General features: G+C 63.6%; 16 protein-coding genes and 1 other RNA gene. 9 read left to right on the forward strand and 8 right to left on the reverse strand.

From position 1 onward, the window contains the following. Window positions 1-155 precede the first annotated feature (155 nt). The gene (locus P0D96_RS09805; RefSeq protein ID WP_408313209.1) at window positions 156-1130 is read left to right on the forward strand and encodes an NADPH:quinone oxidoreductase family protein; all 975 of its coding nucleotides are present in this window, start codon (window positions 156-158) and stop codon (window positions 1128-1130) included. A 113-nt stretch (window positions 1131-1243) separates the two neighbouring features. Here P0D96_RS09805 and P0D96_RS09810 read toward each other — a convergent pair whose 3' ends face one another. The 8 genes from P0D96_RS09810 to ffs form a co-directional block, all read right to left on the reverse strand. Next, the gene (locus tag P0D96_RS09810; RefSeq protein ID WP_132374771.1) at window positions 1244-2068 is read right to left on the reverse strand and encodes an ABC transporter permease; all 825 of its coding nucleotides are present in this window, start codon (window positions 2066-2068) and stop codon (window positions 1244-1246) included. A gap of 58 nt (window positions 2069-2126) precedes the next feature. Next, window positions 2127-2939, reverse strand: coding sequence for an ABC transporter ATP-binding protein (locus tag P0D96_RS09815; protein WP_132374772.1), 813 nt, complete (start codon window positions 2937-2939; stop codon window positions 2127-2129). A 112-nt stretch (window positions 2940-3051) separates the two neighbouring features. Beyond that, window positions 3052-4089 carry an ABC transporter substrate-binding protein gene (locus tag P0D96_RS09820; protein WP_408313212.1) on the reverse strand — a complete coding sequence of 346 codons (1038 nt, stop codon included), beginning with the start codon at window positions 4087-4089 and terminating at the stop codon, window positions 3052-3054. Window positions 4090-4163: 74 nt separating this feature from the next. After that, a complete protein-coding gene (locus P0D96_RS09825; protein ID WP_408175571.1) occupies window positions 4164-5405 on the reverse strand; it encodes a CaiB/BaiF CoA transferase family protein in 1242 nt (413 codons plus the stop codon). 198 nt (window positions 5406-5603) lie between these two features. Continuing rightward, window positions 5604-6200, reverse strand: a complete 597-nt coding sequence (gene recR / locus P0D96_RS09830; protein ID WP_011488245.1) for a recombination mediator RecR — start codon at window positions 6198-6200, stop codon at window positions 5604-5606. 265 nt (window positions 6201-6465) lie between these two features. Further along, a complete protein-coding gene (locus P0D96_RS09835; RefSeq protein ID WP_007182071.1) occupies window positions 6466-6792 on the reverse strand; it encodes a YbaB/EbfC family nucleoid-associated protein in 327 nt (108 codons plus the stop codon). A gap of 67 nt (window positions 6793-6859) precedes the next feature. Continuing rightward, entirely contained in the window at window positions 6860-9565 is a 2706-nt protein-coding gene (locus P0D96_RS09840; RefSeq protein WP_408313214.1) for a DNA polymerase III subunit gamma/tau, read from the reverse strand. A 230-nt stretch (window positions 9566-9795) separates the two neighbouring features. After that, an RNA gene (gene ffs, locus P0D96_RS09845) (signal recognition particle sRNA small type) lies at window positions 9796-9894 on the reverse strand. A 443-nt stretch (window positions 9895-10337) separates the two neighbouring features. On the opposite strand from ffs, the gene trxA reads away from it, so the two are divergent. The 8 genes from trxA (at window position 10338) to P0D96_RS09885 (ending at window position 19272) form a co-directional block, all read left to right on the forward strand. Beyond that, window positions 10338-10664, forward strand: a complete 327-nt coding sequence (gene trxA, locus P0D96_RS09850) for a thioredoxin TrxA (RefSeq protein WP_006048864.1) — start codon at window positions 10338-10340, stop codon at window positions 10662-10664. A gap of 238 nt (window positions 10665-10902) precedes the next feature. Beyond that, entirely contained in the window at window positions 10903-12171 is a 1269-nt protein-coding gene (gene rho, locus P0D96_RS09855; protein WP_006048863.1) for a transcription termination factor Rho, read from the forward strand. Between the two features lie 224 nt (window positions 12172-12395). Beyond that, entirely contained in the window at window positions 12396-12932 is a 537-nt protein-coding gene (locus P0D96_RS09860; RefSeq protein WP_408313217.1) for a MerR family transcriptional regulator, read from the forward strand. Continuing rightward, window positions 12929-14485 carry an MFS transporter gene (locus P0D96_RS09865; protein ID WP_408313220.1) on the forward strand — a complete coding sequence of 519 codons (1557 nt, stop codon included), beginning with the start codon at window positions 12929-12931 and terminating at the stop codon, window positions 14483-14485. The genes P0D96_RS09860 and P0D96_RS09865 overlap by 4 nt, the downstream gene beginning before the upstream one ends. 15 nt (window positions 14486-14500) lie before the next feature. Beyond that, window positions 14501-15334 (forward strand): M90 family metallopeptidase, encoded by an 834-nt coding sequence (locus tag P0D96_RS09870; RefSeq protein ID WP_408288112.1) that lies wholly within the window; start codon window positions 14501-14503, stop codon window positions 15332-15334. A gap of 238 nt (window positions 15335-15572) precedes the next feature. Then, window positions 15573-15839, forward strand: coding sequence for a type B 50S ribosomal protein L31 (locus P0D96_RS09875; protein ID WP_064269917.1), 267 nt, complete (start codon window positions 15573-15575; stop codon window positions 15837-15839). 293 nt (window positions 15840-16132) lie between these two features. After that, a complete protein-coding gene (locus tag P0D96_RS09880; RefSeq protein ID WP_132374780.1) occupies window positions 16133-17890 on the forward strand; it encodes an ArnT family glycosyltransferase in 1758 nt (585 codons plus the stop codon). Window positions 17891-17892: 2 nt separating this feature from the next. Continuing rightward, on the forward strand, window positions 17893-19272 hold the full coding sequence (locus P0D96_RS09885) for an MATE family efflux transporter (protein WP_408313225.1): 1380 nt from the start codon (window positions 17893-17895) through the stop codon (window positions 19270-19272). The last annotated feature ends 112 nt before the right edge of the window (window positions 19273-19384 follow it).

A 19384-nucleotide genomic window follows, 5' to 3' on the forward strand; every position in this document is an offset into this window, starting at 1 on the left:
ACGCACGCGTCGGGATCGTGAAAGGCTGGCGCGAGTCCGCGGCCGGACATGCATCGAGCATTTGCCGATCGCGTGCGAAGCAATAAAAACGCACGGTCGTGCTGATTGTTTTACACTCAGAATACTTGCGAACCCCTGATCGATATGGAGACACGATGCGCGCGATTCGCTGTAAACAATATGGGCCGCCGGAGAGCCTGGTCGTCGAAAACCTGCTGGACCTCGAGCCGCCGCCAGGCCACGTCGTGATCGACGTCAAAGCCGCGGCCGTCAACTTTCCCGACGTGCTGATCATCGAGAACAAATACCAGTTCAAACCGCCTCTGCCCTTTACGCCCGGCTCGGAAGTCGCGGGCGTGGTGCGCGCGGTCGGCGCCGACGTCACGCAATTCAAGCCCGGCTCGCGCGTGGTCGCCTTCACCGGCCACGGTGGTTTCGCGGAGCAGGCGCTCGCGCCCGCCGCGGCCTGCGTGCCGTTGGCGGACGATGTCGACTTCGAGCTGGCGGCAGCGTTCACGCTGGCGTACGGCACGTCGCATCACGCCGTGGTCGATCGCGGCGCCTTGCAAGCGGGCGAGACGATGCTCGTGCTCGGTGCGGCCGGGGGCGTCGGACTAGCGGCCGTCGAAATCGGCAGAGCGCTCGGCGCGCGCGTGATCGCGGCGGCGTCGAGCGACGAGAAACTCGCGACCTGCGTCAAACACGGCGCGGACGCCACCATCAACTACAGCACCGAAGACCTGCGCGAGCGCATCAAGGCGCTCACCGACGGCAAAGGCCCGGATGTGATCTACGATCCCGTCGGCGGCGTGTATGCGGAGCCGGCGTTTCGCAGCATCGGCTGGCGCGGGCGTTATCTGGTGGTGGGCTTCGCCAACGGTGAGATTCCGAAGCTGCCGCTCAACCTGACGCTGCTCAAAGGCGCGAGTCTGGTCGGCGTGTTTTGGGGCGACTTTGCGAAGCGCGAACCGCAGCACAATCACGCGGCGTTTCAACAGATGACGCGGTGGATCGGTGAAGGCAAGCTCAAGCCGTACGTGTCGGCGCGCTATTCGCTCGAGGACACTGGGCGCGCGTTGCGGGACATGGCCGAGCGTCGTGTGATCGGGAAGGTGGTGGTGACGCCTTAGTCCTGGCGCGACCGATTCGTTCTGCTCGGCGCCAAAAGAAACGACGCGCGGTTTTCCAACCGGCGCGTCGTTTTTATTGAGCTTCGCGTTTTACAACCCCGCGCCGCGCCGACCTACAGCTTTTCCGTATCGCCCGTCTTCGGTTGCCACTTCATCAAGCGCCGCTCGCCGATGCCGACGATCGCATCCAGAATCAGCGCGAACGCGGTCAGCACCAGAATCCCCGCAAACACGGTATTGATATCGAAGGTGCCTTCGGCCTGCAAAATCAGATAGCCGACGCCACGCGCCGAGCCGAGATACTCCCCTACCACCGAGCCGACGAACGCTAGCCCCACCGACGTGTGCAAGCTGGAAAACACCCAGCTCATCGCGCTCGGCAAATAGACGAAGCGCAGCAAATGCTTGCCGTTCGCGCCGAGCATGCGCGCGTTGGCGAGCACGACCGGACTGACTTCCTTCACGCCCTGATAGACGTTGAAGAACACGATAAAGAACACCAGCGTGACGCCAAGCGCCACCTTCGACCAGATGCCCAGCCCGAACCACACGCCGAAGATCGGCGCGAGAATCACGCGCGGCATCGAGTTAGCGGCTTTGATGTACGGATCGAACAGCGCGCTCGCAAGCGGCGAGAGCGCGAGCCACAAGCCGACGCCGAGCCCGAGCGCAGTGCCGAGCGTGAACGCGAGCACGGTTTCGACCAGCGTGATCCATAGGTGCAGATAGATCTCGCCGCCCGTGAACCATTCCCAGATCCGCTGCAGCACTTTCTGCGGCTCGCCGAAGAAGAACGCGGCTTTGTTGGGGTCGTCGAAATAGAACGCCGGCAGCAGCGTCGGGCTGGTCAGCACGTACCAGAGCACGAAGCACAGCACGAGCAGCAGCCATTGCCAGATCACCAGATTCGCCCGGTTCGGGCGCAACGTCTTCCACATGACTCGGTTTGCCTTGGACGATTGAGTGGCCAATACGTGACGCAAAAACGTGACCCGTTTAAACGGCAGTGAGTTGCTGCTGATAACCTTTAAGCACCTCGTCGCGCAACACGCTCCAGATCTGCGCATGCAACTCGACGAAACGCGGATGCGAACGGATTTCAGCAACGTCGCGCGGACGCGGCAAATCGATCGTGAACTCGCCGATCGGATGCGTGCCCGGCCCGGCCGAGAGCACCACCACGCGGTCCGACATGGCGATCGCTTCGTCGAGATCGTGCGTAATGAACAACACCGCTTTGCGTTTGGCGGCCCACAAGTCGAGCAACTCGTTTTCCATCAACTGACGCGTCTGGATATCGAGCGCCGAAAACGGCTCGTCCATCAGAATGATGTCTGGATCGAGAATCAGCGTCTGCGCCATCGCGACGCGCTTGCGCATGCCGCCCGACAGTTGATGCGGATAACGATCGCCAAAGCCGCCGAGGCCGACGCGCTTTAACCACTCGTCGGCTTTGACGCGGGCTTCGACGGGCGGCACGCCGTGGAACGCGAGACCAGCCATGACGTTGTCGATGGCCGAGCGCCACGGCATCAACGCGTCGGCCTGGAACATATAGCCGGCGCGCCGGTTGATGCCCTTGAGCGGCTCGCCGAACACGCTGACCGTGCCCGACGACGGCCCCAGCAGACCCGCGCCGACATTGAGCAGCGTGGATTTACCGCAGCCGGTCGGGCCGACCACTGAGACGAACTCGCCCGGCGCGATGCGCAAGGTAGTGTCCTTCACCGCCGTATAGCGCTGTGCGCGGTTGTCGCGCGCAGCGAACGTGCAGGTGATGTTGTCGAGCGCCAGTGCGGCAACGGTCATCGTTCAGCTCGCTTCGAAAGATCGGATTGGGTTGGTGATCGCGTCATGGCATGCGGGGCCGCGGCCGGGCGAAAACGCCGCGCGTCACGGCCTCCCCGTCCACGCGCTCGACTCAAGCCTTGACGGTAGTCAGCGCTTTCTTGACGAAGTCGTTGGTCCACGTCTTCGACAGATCGATCGGCTTGCCCTGCACGTTCGGGTCGAATGCCTGCAAGGTCTTCAGCGACGTCGCGGGGCCGTCCGCCGGCATCAGGCCATCGGGCGACATCGCTTCCTTCACGTGCTGCCATGCGTCCAGATACACCGCGCGGTCGCCGAGCAGGTAGCCTTCCGGCACCGTGTTGATCAGTTCGCTGCCGGTCGCCGTTTGCAGCCACTTGAGCGCGCGCACCATCGCGTTGGTCAGCGCCTGAGTGGTATTCGGATTCTTCGTGATAAAGCTTTGCGATGCGTACAGGCAGCCCGCCGGCATATCGCCACCGAAGACGCTGCGCGTGTCGGCAAGCGTACGCGTGTCCGACACCACGCGAATCTCGCCGGTGCGCTCGAGCTTGGTCATGACCGGGTCGAGATTGGCGATCGCGTCGATCTGCCCCGACTGCAACGCGGCGATCGCGCCGGCGCCCGCGCCCACGCCGATAAACGCGACGTCTTTCGCGCTCAGCCCGGCTTTTGCCAGCACGAAGCTCGCCATGATCGAGGTCGACGAACCCGGCGCGGTCACGCCGATTTTCTTGCCCTTCAGATCGGCGATCGACTTGTAGTTCGGCATGGTCTTCTTCGAGACCGCGAGCACGATCTGCGGCGCGCGTCCCTGCAGGACGAATTCGCGGAACATCTGCTTTTGCGCCTGCAGCAGCAACGTATGCTCGAACGCGCCGGACACCACATCCGCGCTGCCGCCGACCGCCGCCTTCAACGCTTGCGAGCCGCCGGCGAAGTCGGAAATTTCGACCTCTAGCCCTTCGTCCTTGAAGTAGTTGCGACGCTCGGCGATGGTGAGTGGCAAGTAGTAGAACAGGTTCTTGCCGCCGACGGCGATCGCCACCTTGGTGGTTTCAGGTTTGCCCTGCGCGAAGGCGAGCGGCGTGGCGGCGAGAGAGGCGCCCGCGAGTGCGGCGGTGCCGGCGAGAAAACTTCTCCGTTGCATGGTCTCGAGTCTCCAAACTTTGTTGTCCGGTTTTTATCTTTTAACACGGCGCTCGTGGGCGCCGCGTGTGCTACTCAAACGATCTGTTGCGCGTGCAACCTTGCAATGTGGTCTGCATCATAACCTAGCGATTGCAGGACTTCATCGGTATGTTCACCCAGTTCCGGGCCCAGCCAACGCGTCTCGCCCGGCGTGGCCGAGAGTTTCGGCGTAACCGACGGCAGCGTAATTTCCTGACCGTCCTGCCACTTGAAACGCTGGATCATCTGACGCGCCATGAACTGCGGATCGGTGAACATGTCCGCCACGCTGTAGATGCGGCCCACCGGCACGTCGGCGGCATTCAGCACCGCGAGGGCTTCGTCGATGGTACGCGTGGCGAGCCACGCGGCGATCGCGCCGTCGATTTCCTGGGTGCGCGGCACGCGGCCGTCGTTGTGCGCGAGCGCCGGATCGTTTGCGAGATCCTCGCGCTCGATGGCGATCATCAGGCGTTTGAAGATCGGATCGCTATTGCCGCCGATCACAATGCTGCCGTCGCGGCACGGATACGTATTGGACGGCACGATCCCCGGCAGCGACGCGCCGGTGCGCTCGCGCACCATGCCGTACACGCCGTACTCGGGCACCACGCTTTCCATCATGTTGAAGACGGCCTCGTACAGCGCGACGTCGACGACCTGCCCCTTGCCGCCGTTCACCTGCTTGTGATGCAGCGCCATCAGCGCGCCGATCACACCGTGCAGCGCGGCAATCGAATCACCGATCGAAATGCCGATGCGCGGCGGCGGCAAATCCGGATAGCCGGTGATATGACGCAGGCCGCCCATCGATTCGGCAATCGCGCCAAAACCGGGCCGGTCGCGATACGGGCCGGTCTGGCCGTAGCCGGACAGGCGCACCATCACGAGGCCGGGGTTTTCCGCAGAGAGCACGTCATAGCCGAGCCCGAGTTTTTCCAGCAAACCCGGCCGGAAATTTTCGACGACGATATCCGCTTCTTTCGCGAGGCGCCGCACGATCTCCTTGCCCTCTTCGGCCTTCAGATTGATCGTGACGGATTTCTTGTTACGCGCCTGCACGGCCCACCAGAGCGACGTGCCGCCGACTTCCGGATAGAGCTTGCGCCACTTGCGCAGCGGGTCGCCGCCCTTGGGATCTTCGATCTTGATGACGTCGGCGCCGAACTCGCCGAGAAAGCGCGCGGCGAACGGGCCGGCGATCAGCGTGCCGAGTTCCAGCACCTTGACGCCGGCGAGCGGGCCGGTTTTATCCTGAGGCGCGGCGCTCGCGCCTGATTCAGAGGTAGCGCTCATGTGTCTCCTTTGTCGGCGGGAGTTGGCGCTTTAGCGCCTACTCCCGCCCCATGCAAAGCTGTCGGCAGGAGTTGGCGCTTTAGCGCCTACTCCCGCCCCATGCAAAGCTGTCGGCAGGAGTTGGCGCTTTAGCGCCTACTCCTGCCCCATGCAAAGCCGTTCCGATCCTGACGCCCGTTGCCGTGCGGCGGGCGCCTTCTACATCGAGCGACGATCGAGCATGGCGCGGGCGATCGTGCCGGCGTCGACATACTCGAGTTCGCCGCCCACCGGCACGCCGCGCGCGAGGCGCGTAACGGCGAGGCCGCGCGCCTTGAGCGTCTGCCCGAGGTAATGCGCGGTCGCCTCGCCTTCGTTGGTGAAATTGGTGGCGAGCACGACTTCCTTGACGACGCCATCCGACGCGCGTCTGACCAGCCGGTCGAAATGAATCTCCTTCGGACCGATGCCGTCGAGCGGACTCAGGCGCCCCATCAAGACGAAATAGAGGCCGCGATAGGTCATGGTCTGCTCGAGCATGATCTGGTCGGCGGGCGTCTCGACGACGCACAGCAAGGTGGGATCGCGCTCTTCATCGAGGCAGACCTCGCAGATCTGCGCTTCGGTAAAGGTGTTGCACTTCTCGCAGTGCTGCAGATGCTCGGTGGCGAACAGCAGCGAGCGGCCGAGTTTTTCGGCGCCGTCACGGTCGTGCTGCATCAGGTGGTACGCCATGCGTTGCGCGGACTTCGGCCCGACACCGGGCAGCGCGCGCAGCGCTTCGACGAGCGCCGACAAGGCGGAAGGTTGTTTCATGCGGATCGGCGTCGAAGTGGGTAGTGCCCGGCTATCCGGGTGGCGATGCGGTTGATTCGATCGGTTTACATCATTCCGGCGACGGCCCGGTTAAGCGCGCGCGATGCGCACTTCAGCCGAGCCACGGCCGGTCGGGTCCAGCCGGAACACGCGCGCAGCGAGTGCCGCACAGACGGCACGTGCAGCGTGCGCAATTCGCGCGTTCCGTTCACGCCGCGGCGACAGCAGCTACGGCGCCTGACCCGCCGCCTTGCGGCGGCCTGGTTCAGAACGGCAGCTTGAAGCCCGGCGGCAACGGCAGGCCCGAGGTCATGCCGCCCATCTTTTCCTGGGCGGTGGCTTCGGCCTTGCGCACGGCGTCGTTGAACGCAGCGGCGACGAGGTCTTCCAGCATGTCCTTGTCGTCGGCGAGCAGGCTAGGGTCGATCGATACGCGGCGCACGTCGTTCTTGCAGGTCATCGTCACCTTCACGAGACCGGCGCCCGACTGCCCCTCGACTTCGATCAGCGCGAGTTGCTCCTGCATCTTCTTCATGTTTTCCTGCATCTGCTGGGCTTGCTTCATCAGCCCGGCGAGTTGGCCTTTCATCATGGACATGCTCCTTCTTGATAGCGTGAAATTCGGAAATCGGACGCGCTATGGTGCATCGCGCGGCGAATCAGTGGACCGACGGCGCGCCGTTCGAACCGGCGTCCGGAGTAATCGGGCGGATCGAGCCCGGCACGATGCTCGCGCCGAACTCGCGGATCAGCGACTGCACGAACGGATCGGCGCCGATCTCGCGCTCCGCCTCCTGCTGACGCTGCGCGCGCAGGGCGGCGTCGTGCGCGGCGGCCGTGCGGCGCGCCGGACCGACTTCGACCAGCACCTCGACAGTCTGGCCGAGCTTGTCGGCGAGCGCCGTTTTCAGTTTAGCGACCTGCGAGGTTTCCGCGTACTGCGGAACAGGCACGTTCAGTTTGAGCGTGTTGCCTTCGAGCGCCATCAGTTCGCTGTTGAATGCGAGCTGATATGAGATGCCCTTGAGCGGCAGGTCGACGGCGAGCGCCGGCCAGTCGCCTTTGAAACCCAGCGGATCGAGCGGCACGGCGGGCGGCAGCGGACGTTGATCGACCACCGGCGCGGGTGTGGCCGCTGGCGTCGCGCTTACGCGGACATCGTCAGGGCCGCTGTCGAACACAGGCATGTAGCTGTCGTCCGGCAGGCCGTAGTAGCCTTCGTCCGCGGCGGTGAGCGGTATGTATTCGTCGGGCGGCATGTCGTCCCACGGGGGCACCGACGAGCCGCTTTGCTCGGCGCCGTTACGCTGCGCGGGCGCTGACTGCGCTGCCCCTGCGGCGCGAGCGGCCGGGGCTGCTGGCGCGGCATCCTGCTGCGGCGCGCGGCGCGCGGCGCCCGGCGTCGGCACGGGAACGACGACGCGCGGCGCGGCCGGCTTCGGCGTAGCCGGCGCGGCGGGCTTCGCGGCCGCTGCCGCGGTTGCGCGGCCACGGTCCGAGGACACTTTCAAACCGGCGCTGCGCAAGACATCGAGTGCGGCGCTCGCGCCGCCTGCGCGACGCGGCGCGCTATCGGCTGCGGGTGACGGCTCTTGAGACGGTACTGCTGCGGCCTGCTCGGTGCGTGCGAGCGCGGCGGCTGCGGGTGCGCTTAGCGAAGACGCGGGCGCTGAGTCGTCGAGGGATGCGGCTGCGGGGATTTCAGTTGCGGCCGAACCATCAACGCCAGCGGTTACGGAAGCTTCGTTCACCGCCGAGTCGGCGGGCGCGTCATCCCACGGCGCCAAGGCGGCGGCCGCAGGGGTTGCAGACGACACTGGCGACGCAGGTGTCGCGGCGGCATCGTCCACCGCCTGCAACGGCGCTGAATTCACCTCATGAACAACCGGCGCCGACTCGGCGGTGATTGCCGGCTGCGCATCAAGCGATTGCTCTGCTGCCATGCCTTGAGCAGAATCCGGCGGCGTAGCTTGAATGCTGTTATCAGCAGGCCGTACTTCAATCGAGCTATTGGTTTGCTGCGCAGGCTGAACCGATGCGTCAGCCGCAGCGCCCTTACCTACTGCCGCAGCATTGCCAGTCTGCGTTTCGCGGACCGGCGCAGTGGCGTCCACGCTCGCTCCACGCGAACTCCCCAACACAGCGCTCGCACCCGCGATCGCCGGCGCTCCCGACGCGCCCTGGTGCGCGGCCACAGCCGGCGCACCCGCGCGTTTCGCCCCACTCGCCCCCGCCTGGCCAGGCGCACGGCCCGAACCCACTGCGCCACCACCGCCCGTCGGCGCCGGTTCGAACGCGAGCATGCGCAGCAGCGACATGGTGAAGCCGGCGTATTCGTCCGGCGCGAGACCCAGTTCGCTTCGGCCGATCGTCGCGATCTGATAGAACAATTGCACCTGCTCGGCGCTCAGCGCTTCAGCGAAGCGGCGCAGGTCGGCCGCCTCGGGCCACTCGTCCAGCACCGACGACGGCGCAAATTGCGCCCACGCGATCCGATGCAGCAAACTCGCCAGATCCTGCAGCGCCGTCGAAAACGACAGGCTGCGCAACGCCATCTCGTCGGCGACCGACAGCACCGCGGCGCCGTCGCCGTCCGCGAGCGCGTCGAGCAGACGAATCAGGTAGCTCTGGTCGAGCGCGCCGAGCATGCCGCGCACGGCTTCTTCATTGACCTGATTGGCCGAATAGGCGATCGCCTGATCGGTCAGCGAGAGCGCGTCGCGCATCGAACCGTCGGCCGCGCGTGCGAGCAGGCGCAGCGCCTGGGCGTCGTACGGCACTTTCTCTTCGCCGAGAATGTGCTCGAGATGCGAGACGATATGGCCGGCGGGCATCTGCTTCAGATTGAACTGGAGACAGCGCGACAGCACCGTGACCGGAATCTTTTGCGGATCCGTAGTCGCGAGAATGAACTTGACGTGCGAAGGCGGCTCTTCCAGCGTCTTCAACATGGCGTTGAAGGCGTGGTTGGTCAGCATGTGCACTTCGTCGATCATGTAGACCTTGAAGCGCGCATCCACCGGCGCGTAGACGGCGCGCTCCAGCAGCGCCGCCATTTCGTCGACGCCGCGATTACTCGCCGCGTCCATCTCCACATAGTCGATGAAGCGCCCTTCGTCGATCTCGCGGCACGCGCGGCACACGCCGCACGGCGTGGAGGTCACACCGGTTTCACAATTCAGCGCCTTGGCGAAGATGCGCGACAGCGTGGTTTTGCCGACGCCGCGTGTGCCGGTAAACAGATAGGCATGGTGCAGACGGCCGCCGTCGAGCGCGTGCGTGAGCGCGCGCACCACGTGCTCCTGTCCGACGAGCGAAGCGAAATCCTTCGGCCGCCATTTGCGTGCGAGAACTTGATAGGTCATCCGGAAATTGTATCAGTAACGATGCCGCGCAAAACCGATTCGCGACGGCGCGCGAACGCTTCGCGCCACTTCATTGAAACTGCCTAACGGACCGATAGAAAAAAATAGATAAGGCGCGCGAAAACACGATAAGGCACGGTTGCATGCCGCTGCACTCAGGGTAAAACAGGAGATGGAAAGCGTTCGCGGAAGAACCCGCGGAGAACAACTAGAGAAAACAGAAAAAGGAAGGTGACGAGCCCGACCCTCGGCACTGGTGGAAAACGGCTGTGGCTGCTTCGTTCCCGACCTGACCAGGTTGACCATCCCTCCATGCGAGGAGGCCCGTCACGAAACATTCTATCACCGCTTGGGCCGTCGTGCGACTGTTAATACGAGCAAAGCGTCAACGGCGCGCCGAATCGCGCCCTTTACACCATATAGACGAATGCCGCGACCAACCCGTGCGGATGCCACTTGAGTTTGGCTGCGGAGCCTCCAGATAGGCTGCGTCATGGTTGATGAAACACGGTGGCACTTCATCGGCAGCCGTTGGCCCCACTGCCCCTGATGGGTACTATCGCCCCCGGCAACGCATAGCGAATTAAGCTAAACTGCCGTACGGATGACCCGCAAGCGCGAGCTCTCCGCATATTCCGAAACGGGCTTTCACCTTTTCCGGCGTGTGTCGAAAGGCTCCGATTGCGGCAAAGCGAACGGAAGTTTCCTTAGGTTTTGACGTATCGTGGCGAGCAATTCAGGCGGGCCTCGAACCGATAGAGGTATTCATACAATGAGCGAACAAATCAAGCATATTAGCGACGCATCGTTCGAACAGGACGTCGTTAAATCCGATAAACCCGTGCTGCTCGATTTCTGGGCTGAATGGTGCGGTCCGTGCAAGATGATCGCGCCGATCCTCGACGAAGTCGCGAAGGATTACGCCGATCGCCTGCAAATCGCCAAGATCAACGTCGACGAACATCAATCGACGCCGGTCAAGTTCGGCGTGCGCGGCATCCCCACGCTGATCCTGTTCAAGAACGGCGCTGTCGCCGCGCAGAAAGTCGGCGCGTTGTCGAAGTCGCAACTCACCGCGTTCCTCGACGGCAACCTGTAATAGCGGTCGCAACGGCGCGCTCCGAGCCTTCCGGGGCCCGCGGGCGCGTTGTGTTGAGCGTGTTGTCAGCCGGCAACACGCTCAACAAGAAAGATGCCATGCCGTCGCACTGACGGAAACTGGCGTGTGCTATGCTAGAATCCGCAAAACGTCGAAAAGACGTGTAAGTCCTTGAGCGGTTCCGCTCACTCTCCTCCCAGATTTCATTTCGTCGCACCTTCTCCTGCGGGTTCTCCGTATGCATTTATCCGAGCTTAAGACTCTGCACGTGTCCGAATTGATCGAGATGGCCAATGGCCTCGAGATCGAAAGTGCGAACCGCCTGCGCAAGCAGGAATTGATGTTTGCCATTCTAAAAAAACGAGCCAAAACGGGCGACACGATCTTCGGCGACGGCACGCTTGAAGTGCTGCCGGACGGCTTTGGCTTCCTGCGCTCGCCGGAAACCTCGTACCTCGCCAGCACGGATGATATTTACATCAGCCCGTCGCAAATCCGCCGCTTCAACCTGCATACGGGCGACACGATCGAAGGCGAAGTGCGCACGCCCAAAGACGGCGAACGCTATTTCGCGCTGGTGAAGGTGGACAAGGTCAACGGCCAGCCGCCGGAAGCCTCGAAGCACAAGATCATGTTCGAAAACCTGACGCCGCTGCACCCGAACAAGGTGCTGCTGCTCGAACGTGAAATGCGTGGCGAAGAAAACGTCACGGGCCGCATCATCGACATGATCGCGCCGATCGGCAAAGGGCAACGCGGCCTGCTGGTGGCGTCGCCGAAGTCCGGCAAGACCGTGATGCTTCAGCACATCGCTCACGCGATCAAGCAGAACCATCCGGATGTCGTGCTGTTCGTGCTGCTGATCGACGAACGCCCGGAAGAAGTGACCGAAATGCAGCGTTCGGTGGCGGGCGAAGTGATCGCCTCCACGTTCGACGAACCGGCCGCGCGTCACGTGCAAGTCGCCGAAATGGTGATCGAAAAAGCCAAGCGCCTCGTCGAAATGAAGAACGACGTGGTGATTCTGCTCGACTCGATCACGCGTCTCGCGCGTGCGTACAACACCGTCGTGCCGGCCTCGGGCAAGGTGCTGACGGGTGGTGTCGACGCCAACGCGCTGCAACGTCCGAAGCGCTTCTTCGGCGCGGCGCGCAATATCGAGGAAGGCGGCTCGCTGACTATCATCGGCACGGCGCTGATCGAAACCGGCAGCCGCATGGACGACGTGATCTACGAAGAATTCAAGGGCACCGGCAACATGGAAGTGCACCTCGAGCGCCGTCTTGCTGAAAAGCGCGTCTACCCGTCGATCAACCTGAACAAGTCAGGCACGCGCCGCGAAGAACTGCTGATCAAGCCCGAAGTGCTGCAAAAGATCTGGGTGCTGCGCAAGTTCATTCACGACATGGACGAAGTCGAGTCGATGGAATTCCTGCTCGACAAGATCCGTCAGACGAAGAGCAACTCCGAGTTCTTCGACATGATGCGTCGTGGCGGTGGCAGCTAAGGCCTTGGGCCGATATTGCCGCACTAGCCGTTCCATCCGCATCGCATAGAAAAGCCGCTCGTCGCAAACGAGCGGTTTTTTTTCGTCCGTCTTTTTTGTCGTCTCCGCGTCGCGCGCAAACCACGTCAGCTTCCCAACGTCGATGTCGTCTAGCGCAGCAACATGTACGTGAACGTACACGTTGAAGTACAATGCAACCAGTCCGTCATATCTGTCACACGCCTATGTCCAAGGACTCACCCACTCTGCTGACGGTACGCGACGCCGCCGAACGTCTCGGCGTCACCGCGCGCACCCTGAAGTACTACGAGGAACGCGGCCTCGTTTCGCCCACGCGCAGCGAAGGCCGCTACCGGCTTTACGACGAGGATGATCTGAAGCGCTTCGGCCGCATTCTGCGTTTGCGCTCGCTCGGCTTCTCGCTGCACAGCGTCACCGAAATGCTCAAGCGTCCGCTGGAGGCCGTCGACGGCGGCCACCGCTACTCGACCGAATCGCTGCAGCAGATTCACGACGCCATCGAGCAACAGGTCGCAGCACTCGACGCGCGCATCGAAAGCATGCGCCGCGAACTGAAGGAAGCGCAGAAGCTGCGCGCCGAACTGAGCCCCGACCTCGACTATCTCAAGCGGCGCCTCGCTGGCGAGAACGCAGAGGCGCTGCTCGAACAGCGCCGCAGCGCGCGCGCCAAAGCGGGCAATGCGCCACCCGCAAAGCAGGCAAAAGAATCTGACGACCCCACGCCGGGCGAATCTTCATGAGCACGACGTCATCCCGCGTACGGTTGTTCAGCGTCGAAAAACTGCGCGGCGATTTCTTCCCCTGGGTGCTGGCCGTCGTCACCGGCCTCGATTATTTCGACAACTCGATCTTCTCGTTTTTCACCAGCTATATCGCCGGCGGCATCAACGCGTCGCCCGATGAACTGGTGTGGGCGTCGAGCGCCTATGCAGTCGCGGCGGTGCTCGGCATCCTGCAGCAGCAATGGTGGGTCGAACGCTTCGGTTACCGGCGCTACGTGGCCGGCTGCATGCTGCTCTATGCTGCCGGTGCGATGGCCGCGGCGATGTGCGAATCGTCGATCGAACTGGCGTTCGCGCGTGGCTTCCAAGGCTACTTCATCGGGCCGATGATGGGCACTTGCCGCATCCTGATTCAGATGAGTTTCAAACCGCAGCAGCGGCCCGCGGCCACCCGTGCGTTTCTCGTGCTGATCGTCCTGAGCAGCGCGCTCGCGCCGCTGATCGGCGGCCAACTGGTCGGGCATTTCGACTGGCGCGCGCTGTTCGCGTGCACGGCGCCCGTGGGCGTGCTGTTCGCCGTGCTGGCCTTGCTCGCGCTGCCCGACTCCGGCAACCGCCTGCCAGAGGAACGGGGCGCCGCCCATTTCTGGCCGTACATTATCTTCGCGTTCGCACAAGGCGCGCTGCAAATCGTGATGCAGCAGGTGCGCTTCCAGTTGTTCAGCGCGTCGCCCGGACTGATTCTGCTGAGCGTCGCCGGGATCGTCGCGCTAGGCTGGTTCGCCTATCACCAGTGGCATCATCCCGCGCCGCTCGTGCGCCTCAATGCGTTGCGAGAGAAGGTCTTCCAGGTCGGGCTCGTGCTCTACATGTTCTACTACTACATCTCGACCGTGTTCAGCTATCTGATCTCGCGCTTTCTCGAGAGTGGACTCGGCTATCCGGTCGAAAACACCGGGCCACTGGTCGGCGTGACGTCGCTGATTTCGGCGAGTGCCCTGTTCGTCTATTTCCGTTATGCGAAGCTGCTGCCGCGCAAGAAGTGGATCATCGTGCCCGGCTTCGCGGTGGCCGCGTTCGCGGCGGCGTGGATGACGCGCATGTCGCCCGGCGTCGGCGAAGCGGCGTTGCTGCTGCCGCTGCTGTTGCGCGGCCTGTTGTTGCTGTTCATCGTGCTGCCGGTCGCCAATCTGACATTCAGAATTTTCGCCATCGAAGAATTCACGCACGGCTACCGGCTGAAAAACATCGTGCGGCAACTGACCATGTCGTTCGCGACGGCCTCCGTGATCATCGTCGAGCAGCATCGGCAGGCGCTGCACGAAACTCGCCTCGCGGAGTTCGTGAATCCGTACAATCCTCTGTTCCAGAACTCGCTCGCCGCGCTGACGAATGGCTTTGCCGTCGCCGGCCGCTCGCCGTCCGAGGCGCACTCGCTGGCGATCGTGGAAATCAGCCGCACGGTCGCGCAACAGGCCAGTTTTCTGGCCTCGCTGGACGGCTTCTACTTCCTGATCGGCGTGGCGATATGCGGCGGCCTATTTGCCGCGTGGCAAAAACAGATCGACTAAAGGTTGCTTCAGGCCATGCTCTCGAAACTGACTCAATGGTTCGGCACACGCCGGCGCGAGCGCGCGCTGCGCGACTACGCGATCGACGATTCGCTCTGGCAGGCCACGCTCGACGGCCTGCCGTTCCTCGCGCATCTCGATGCGCCGGAGCTCGTGCGCTTGCGCGAACTGACGAGCCTGTTCCTCGCGCAGAAGGAATTTTCGACCGCGCACGAGCTTGAGCTGACCGACGCGATGACCGTGGCGATCGCGGCACAAGCGTGTCTGCCGGTGCTGAACCTGAGCCTCGATCTGTATCGCGGCTGGGTCGGCGTGATCGTCTATCCGGGCGAGTTCGTGATCCGCAAAACCGTCGAGGACGAAGACGGCGTGGTGCACGAAGTCGAACAGGACGCGAGCGGCGAAGCATGGGAAGGCGGACCCGTGGTGCTGTCGTGGGAAGACGCGCAGATGACGGACGGCTCGGACGCCTATAACGTCGTGATTCACGAATTCGCGCACAAGATCGACATGCTGAACGGCGAGGCGGACGGCCACCCACCGCTCATTCGCCGCTGGCACGCGCCGCTCGATTCCCAAGCGTGGGCCGACGTGTTCGACCACGCTTACGACCACTTCTGCGCGAAAGTCGACGCGGTGCCCGAGCGCCGCTGGGCGCGCTTCGAGCGCGACTCGCTGATCGATCCGTACGCGGCAGACCACCCATCGGAATTTTTTGCCGTTTGCAGCGAGGCGCTGTTCGTCCAACCGCAGGCGTTCGAAGCCGAGTATCCGGAGCTTTACCGGTTGCTCGCACGCTATTACAGGCAGGATCCGGCGCGAGTCGGCATGACATTCACGTCCGGCTGACGCGCAACGCCCGCCAGGCAACGGCCGCCGCCCGGTGCGCACACGCGCCGCGACCCTGCAAAACAGCCGTGAAAACGGCATGCACCGTTAGCAAAAAGCCGGCGCAAAAGTCGTCAAGCGACTGATTTTCTGGCATAATCGCCGTTTTTCGACCATAGGCAAGTGGCTCGCGCCTAGATGCGGTCCGTTCAAATACGGTCGCACGCGGGTTGGCTACCGCCAGATTAAAGGAAAGACCATGAAAGAAGGCATTCACCCGGATTACCGCGAAGTTCTGTTCATCGACGTTTCGAACGACTTCAAGTTTGTGACGCGCTCGACCATCCAGACGCGTGAAACCGCCGAATTCAACGGCAAGACCTACCCGCTCGCCAAGATCGAAGTGTCGTCGGAATCGCATCCGTTCTACACCGGCCAGCAAAAGATCATGGACACGGCAGGCCGCGTCGAGAAGTTCCGCAACAAGTTCGGCTCGCGCGCTACCGGCAAGGCAGCAGCGAAGTAATACCTGACTCGTCGCCGGCTTTGGCCGGCAGCGAAGCAGGAGCAAAAAGGGCAGCGCGAGCTGCCCTTTTTTGTCGCCTGGCTGATTCATCGCCAATGCCCGAGGGTCAAGCGCTCGCGCGCGGCGCAGCGCCGAACTCGTGTTACAGCTTTCCCAACGACGTTGCGAGCCGTTACCGGCCGTGACGCGCATCGCACGGCACGACTACAATGCCGGATGCTCCAAATTGGCCATTCCAGCCGGACATGCCGTCCGGTCCCGGCTGCACCGCTTATCCGATATCCACACACCGCATGAGACCTGTCGTTCGCCTCACTGCTTCAGCGACCAGTGCGTTGCCGCGCTGGCTGTTGCTGACCATCTGTATCGTCTACGCATCGTTCGGACTGTTCGGCCGCGATCCGTGGAAGAACGAGGATGCAGCCGGCTTCGGCGTCATGTGGACCATGGCGAACGGCGGCGCGCACGACTGGCTGCTGCCGAATCTGGTCGGCAAATACCTCACTGAAGACGGTCCGCTCGGCTACTGGTTCGGCGCCAGCGCGATCCGCCTGCTCGCGCCGTGGGTCGATGCGAGCAATGCCTCGCGTGTCTTCACCGGCCTGATGTTCTGCGCGGGCTGCGCGTTCGTCTGGTACGCCGCCTACCTGCTCGGCCGCCGCGCCGAAGTCCAGCCGTTCAAGTACGCGTTCGGCGGCGAGCCGGAACCACGCGACTACGGCCGCACACTCGCCGACGGCGCGCTGTTGATCCTGCTCGCCTGCTTCGGCCTCGCCGAGCGCGGCCACGAAACCACGCCGCAGCTCGCGCAGTTCTTCGGCATCGCGATGCTCGTGTACGGGCTCGTGCGCATGATCGACAAGCCGATTCAGGGCGCGCTGATCTGGGGACTCGCCATCGCGCTCGTCACCCTGGCCAGCAGCCCGGTGCTGGTCGGCGCACTGCTGCTCGGCACGCTGGCGATGACCCTGATCGTGCGCGAGACACGCTCGCGCTGGCTCCTGCTGGCGGGTCTGCCGGTCGCGCTCGCACTGTCCGTGGCGTGGCCGATCGCCGCGCTCGCCGCCTTCCCCAACGACGCCGTCTGGTACCTCAATCAGTGGGTGCACGTCAGCTTGAGTTCGTTCGCCGGGCCGCCCGGCTCGGTCGCCGGCTATGCGCTGAAAAATCTGCCGCTCTTCACCTGGCCGGCGTGGCCGCTGGCACTCTGGGCATGGTTCAGCTGGTCGGGCCTGCGGCGCGCGCCGCACGTCGCCATTCCGCTTTCGGTAATCGGGCCGCTGTTCGTGCTGGTCGTGCTGCAGAGCCATCAGTCGAACCGGCTTTACATGCTGCTGCTGCCGCCGCTCGCAGTGCTGGCCGCTTTCGCGCTGCCCACGCTCAAGCGCGGCGCGATCAACGCGATCGACTGGTTCGCGCTCCTGAGCTTCACGATTCTCGGCAGCTTCGTCTGGCTGGTCTATATCGCGGGGCTGACCGGCTTCCCGCATCCGCTCGCGCGCAACCTCGCGCGTCTCGCGCCGGGCTTCGCGCCGCAGTTCAAGATCCTGTCGTTCGTGTGCGCGGTCGCCGTCACGATCTGCTGGTTCGTGCTGGTGCGGTGGCGTCTCGCGCGCCATCCGAAAGTCTTGTGGCGCAGCGTGGTGCTTTCGAGCGCCGGCACCACCTTGATGTGGGTGCTGCTCATGACGTTATGGCTGCCGGTCGTCAACTACAGCCGGACCTATAAGGACGTCGCTGAACAGATATCCGCCCATCTGCCGGACGACTACACCTGCATTTCACCGGTGCGCCTCGGTAATGCGCAGATCGCGACCTTCGCCTATTTCGGCGACATGCACTTCTCCTTCGACCAGGACTGCGACGTAATCCTGCGTCAGGACACGCAGGACTACGGCGAACCGAGCGCGATGTCCGACTTCGTCTGGAAGCTGGTGTGGGAAGGCCGCCGCGTGGCCGACCGTGACGAACGCTTCCGTCTGTACGTGCGCATCGACCGTCCGAAGCCGCCGGTCGTCAAACGCCGCAACTGGCACAAGAAGTCCGACTGAGCATGCTCGCCGACGTACGGAAAATCGCCGGCCTCGCGTGGCCGGTGTTGATCGGCCAACTGGCGATCATCGCGTTCGGCGTGATCGATACGGCGATGGTCGGCCGCTACTCGGCAGTCGACCTGGCCGCGCTCGGCCTCGGCTCGTCGATCTATATCTCCGTATATATCGGCCTGACCGGCATTCTGACCGCGCTGCAACCGATTACCGCGCAACTCTACGGCGCGCGCCGCTACACCGAGATCGGCGAGGAAGTTCGCCAGGCCTTGTGGCTCGCGGCGGCGCTAACCGTGATCGGCTTCCTGATTCTGTTTTTTCCGGGCCCCGTGCTGCAGCTGGCGCGCGTGCCCGAGGCGCTGCACGAGCGCACTGTCGCGTATCTGCGGATTCTGGCCTTCGGCTTGCCGGCCGGCCTCGCTTTTCGCGTCTACAGTTCGATCACCAATGCGGTCGGCAAGCCGCGACTCGTGATGATCCTGCAGATCGGCGCGCTGCTGCTGAAGGTACCGCTCAATACGTGGTTCATCTTCGGCGGGTTCGGCGTGCCGGCGCTCGGAGGGCCGGGCTGCGCGCTCGCCAGCACCATGATCAACTGGGCGCTGGCCGCACTCGGCATGCTGCTGCTGACGCGCGTCGACGTATTCACGCCGTTCGCGATCTTCTCGCAGTTCTGCTGGCCGGTCTGGCGACGCCAGGCGGCGCAATTGCGGCTGGGCATTCCAATGGGCCTGTCGTATCTGATCGAAGTGACCTCCTACACGTTCATGGCGCTCTTCATTGCGCGCTTCGGCACCACGACCTTGGCTGGCCACCAGATCGCCGGCAATATCGGCGCGGTGCTGTACATGACGCCGCTGTCGATCGGCATCGCTTCGTCGACGCTGGTCGCGCAGGCGCTCGGCGCGCATCGTCCGGAAGCGGCGCGCACGCTGTCGCGTCACGGCATCATGATGGCCATGGCGATCGCCTGCTGTTACGGCGCGATCGTGCTGGTGCTGCGGCCCTACATCATCGAAGGCTATACGCCGAATGCGCAGGTCGTGGCGGCGGCGTTGCCGCTGGTGTTGATCGTCGTGTGCTACCACCTGTTCGATGCGTTGCAGATCACCACCGCGTTCGTGCTGCGCGCCTACAAGGTGGCGGTCGTGCCGACCGTGATCTACGCGGTGGCGCTGTGGGGCGTCGGGCTCGGCGGCGGCTATGTGCTCGGCTTCAACGTGACCGGCGTCACGCCGGAATGGCTGACCGGCGCGCGTGGCTTCTGGGTGGCGAATACCGCGAGTCTGGCGATTGCGGGCATCGGCTTGCTGATGTATTGGCGTGTGGTGAGCAAGCGGTATTCGCATGCCGAGGCGGCGCTTCGGGCGGATTCGGCGGCTTGACGGGGCTGTCTGTCGTAGGCTGCAGAATGGCCGGGCTTTCTTCCTGATAAGCCGCTGTTTGGTTCCTGCCCACATACGCTCTGTCGTAGTGGCTGCCAATAATAGACCGTTA

This window comes from Paraburkholderia sp. RL17-347-BIC-D, assembly GCF_046027915.1.
In the GTDB taxonomy this organism is placed as follows: domain Bacteria; phylum Pseudomonadota; class Gammaproteobacteria; order Burkholderiales; family Burkholderiaceae; genus Paraburkholderia.

Coding starts and splice junctions, on each gene's coding strand:
- P0D96_RS09815 (WP_132374772.1), bottom strand. CDS start 2,939: ATGACCGTTGCCGCACTGGCGCTCGACAACATCACCTGCACGTTCGCT.
- recR (WP_011488245.1), bottom strand. CDS start 6,200: ATGAAACAACCTTCCGCCTTGTCGGCGCTCGTCGAAGCGCTGCGCGCG.
- P0D96_RS09865 (WP_408313220.1), top strand. CDS start 12,929: ATGAGCACGACGTCATCCCGCGTACGGTTGTTCAGCGTCGAAAAACTG.
- P0D96_RS09875 (WP_064269917.1), top strand. CDS start 15,573: ATGAAAGAAGGCATTCACCCGGATTACCGCGAAGTTCTGTTCATCGAC.
- P0D96_RS09810 (WP_132374771.1), bottom strand. CDS start 2,068: ATGTGGAAGACGTTGCGCCCGAACCGGGCGAATCTGGTGATCTGGCAA.
- P0D96_RS09870 (WP_408288112.1), top strand. CDS start 14,501: ATGCTCTCGAAACTGACTCAATGGTTCGGCACACGCCGGCGCGAGCGC.
- P0D96_RS09820 (WP_408313212.1), bottom strand. CDS start 4,089: ATGCAACGGAGAAGTTTTCTCGCCGGCACCGCCGCACTCGCGGGCGCC.
- P0D96_RS09860 (WP_408313217.1), top strand. CDS start 12,396: ATGTCCAAGGACTCACCCACTCTGCTGACGGTACGCGACGCCGCCGAA.
- P0D96_RS09880 (WP_132374780.1), top strand. CDS start 16,133: ATGAGACCTGTCGTTCGCCTCACTGCTTCAGCGACCAGTGCGTTGCCG.
- P0D96_RS09805 (WP_408313209.1), top strand. CDS start 156: ATGCGCGCGATTCGCTGTAAACAATATGGGCCGCCGGAGAGCCTGGTC.
- rho (WP_006048863.1), top strand. CDS start 10,903: ATGCATTTATCCGAGCTTAAGACTCTGCACGTGTCCGAATTGATCGAG.
- trxA (WP_006048864.1), top strand. CDS start 10,338: ATGAGCGAACAAATCAAGCATATTAGCGACGCATCGTTCGAACAGGAC.
- P0D96_RS09835 (WP_007182071.1), bottom strand. CDS start 6,792: ATGATGAAAGGCCAACTCGCCGGGCTGATGAAGCAAGCCCAGCAGATG.
- P0D96_RS09840 (WP_408313214.1), bottom strand. CDS start 9,565: ATGACCTATCAAGTTCTCGCACGCAAATGGCGGCCGAAGGATTTCGCT.
- P0D96_RS09825 (WP_408175571.1), bottom strand. CDS start 5,405: ATGAGCGCTACCTCTGAATCAGGCGCGAGCGCCGCGCCTCAGGATAAA.
- P0D96_RS09885 (WP_408313225.1), top strand. CDS start 17,893: ATGCTCGCCGACGTACGGAAAATCGCCGGCCTCGCGTGGCCGGTGTTG.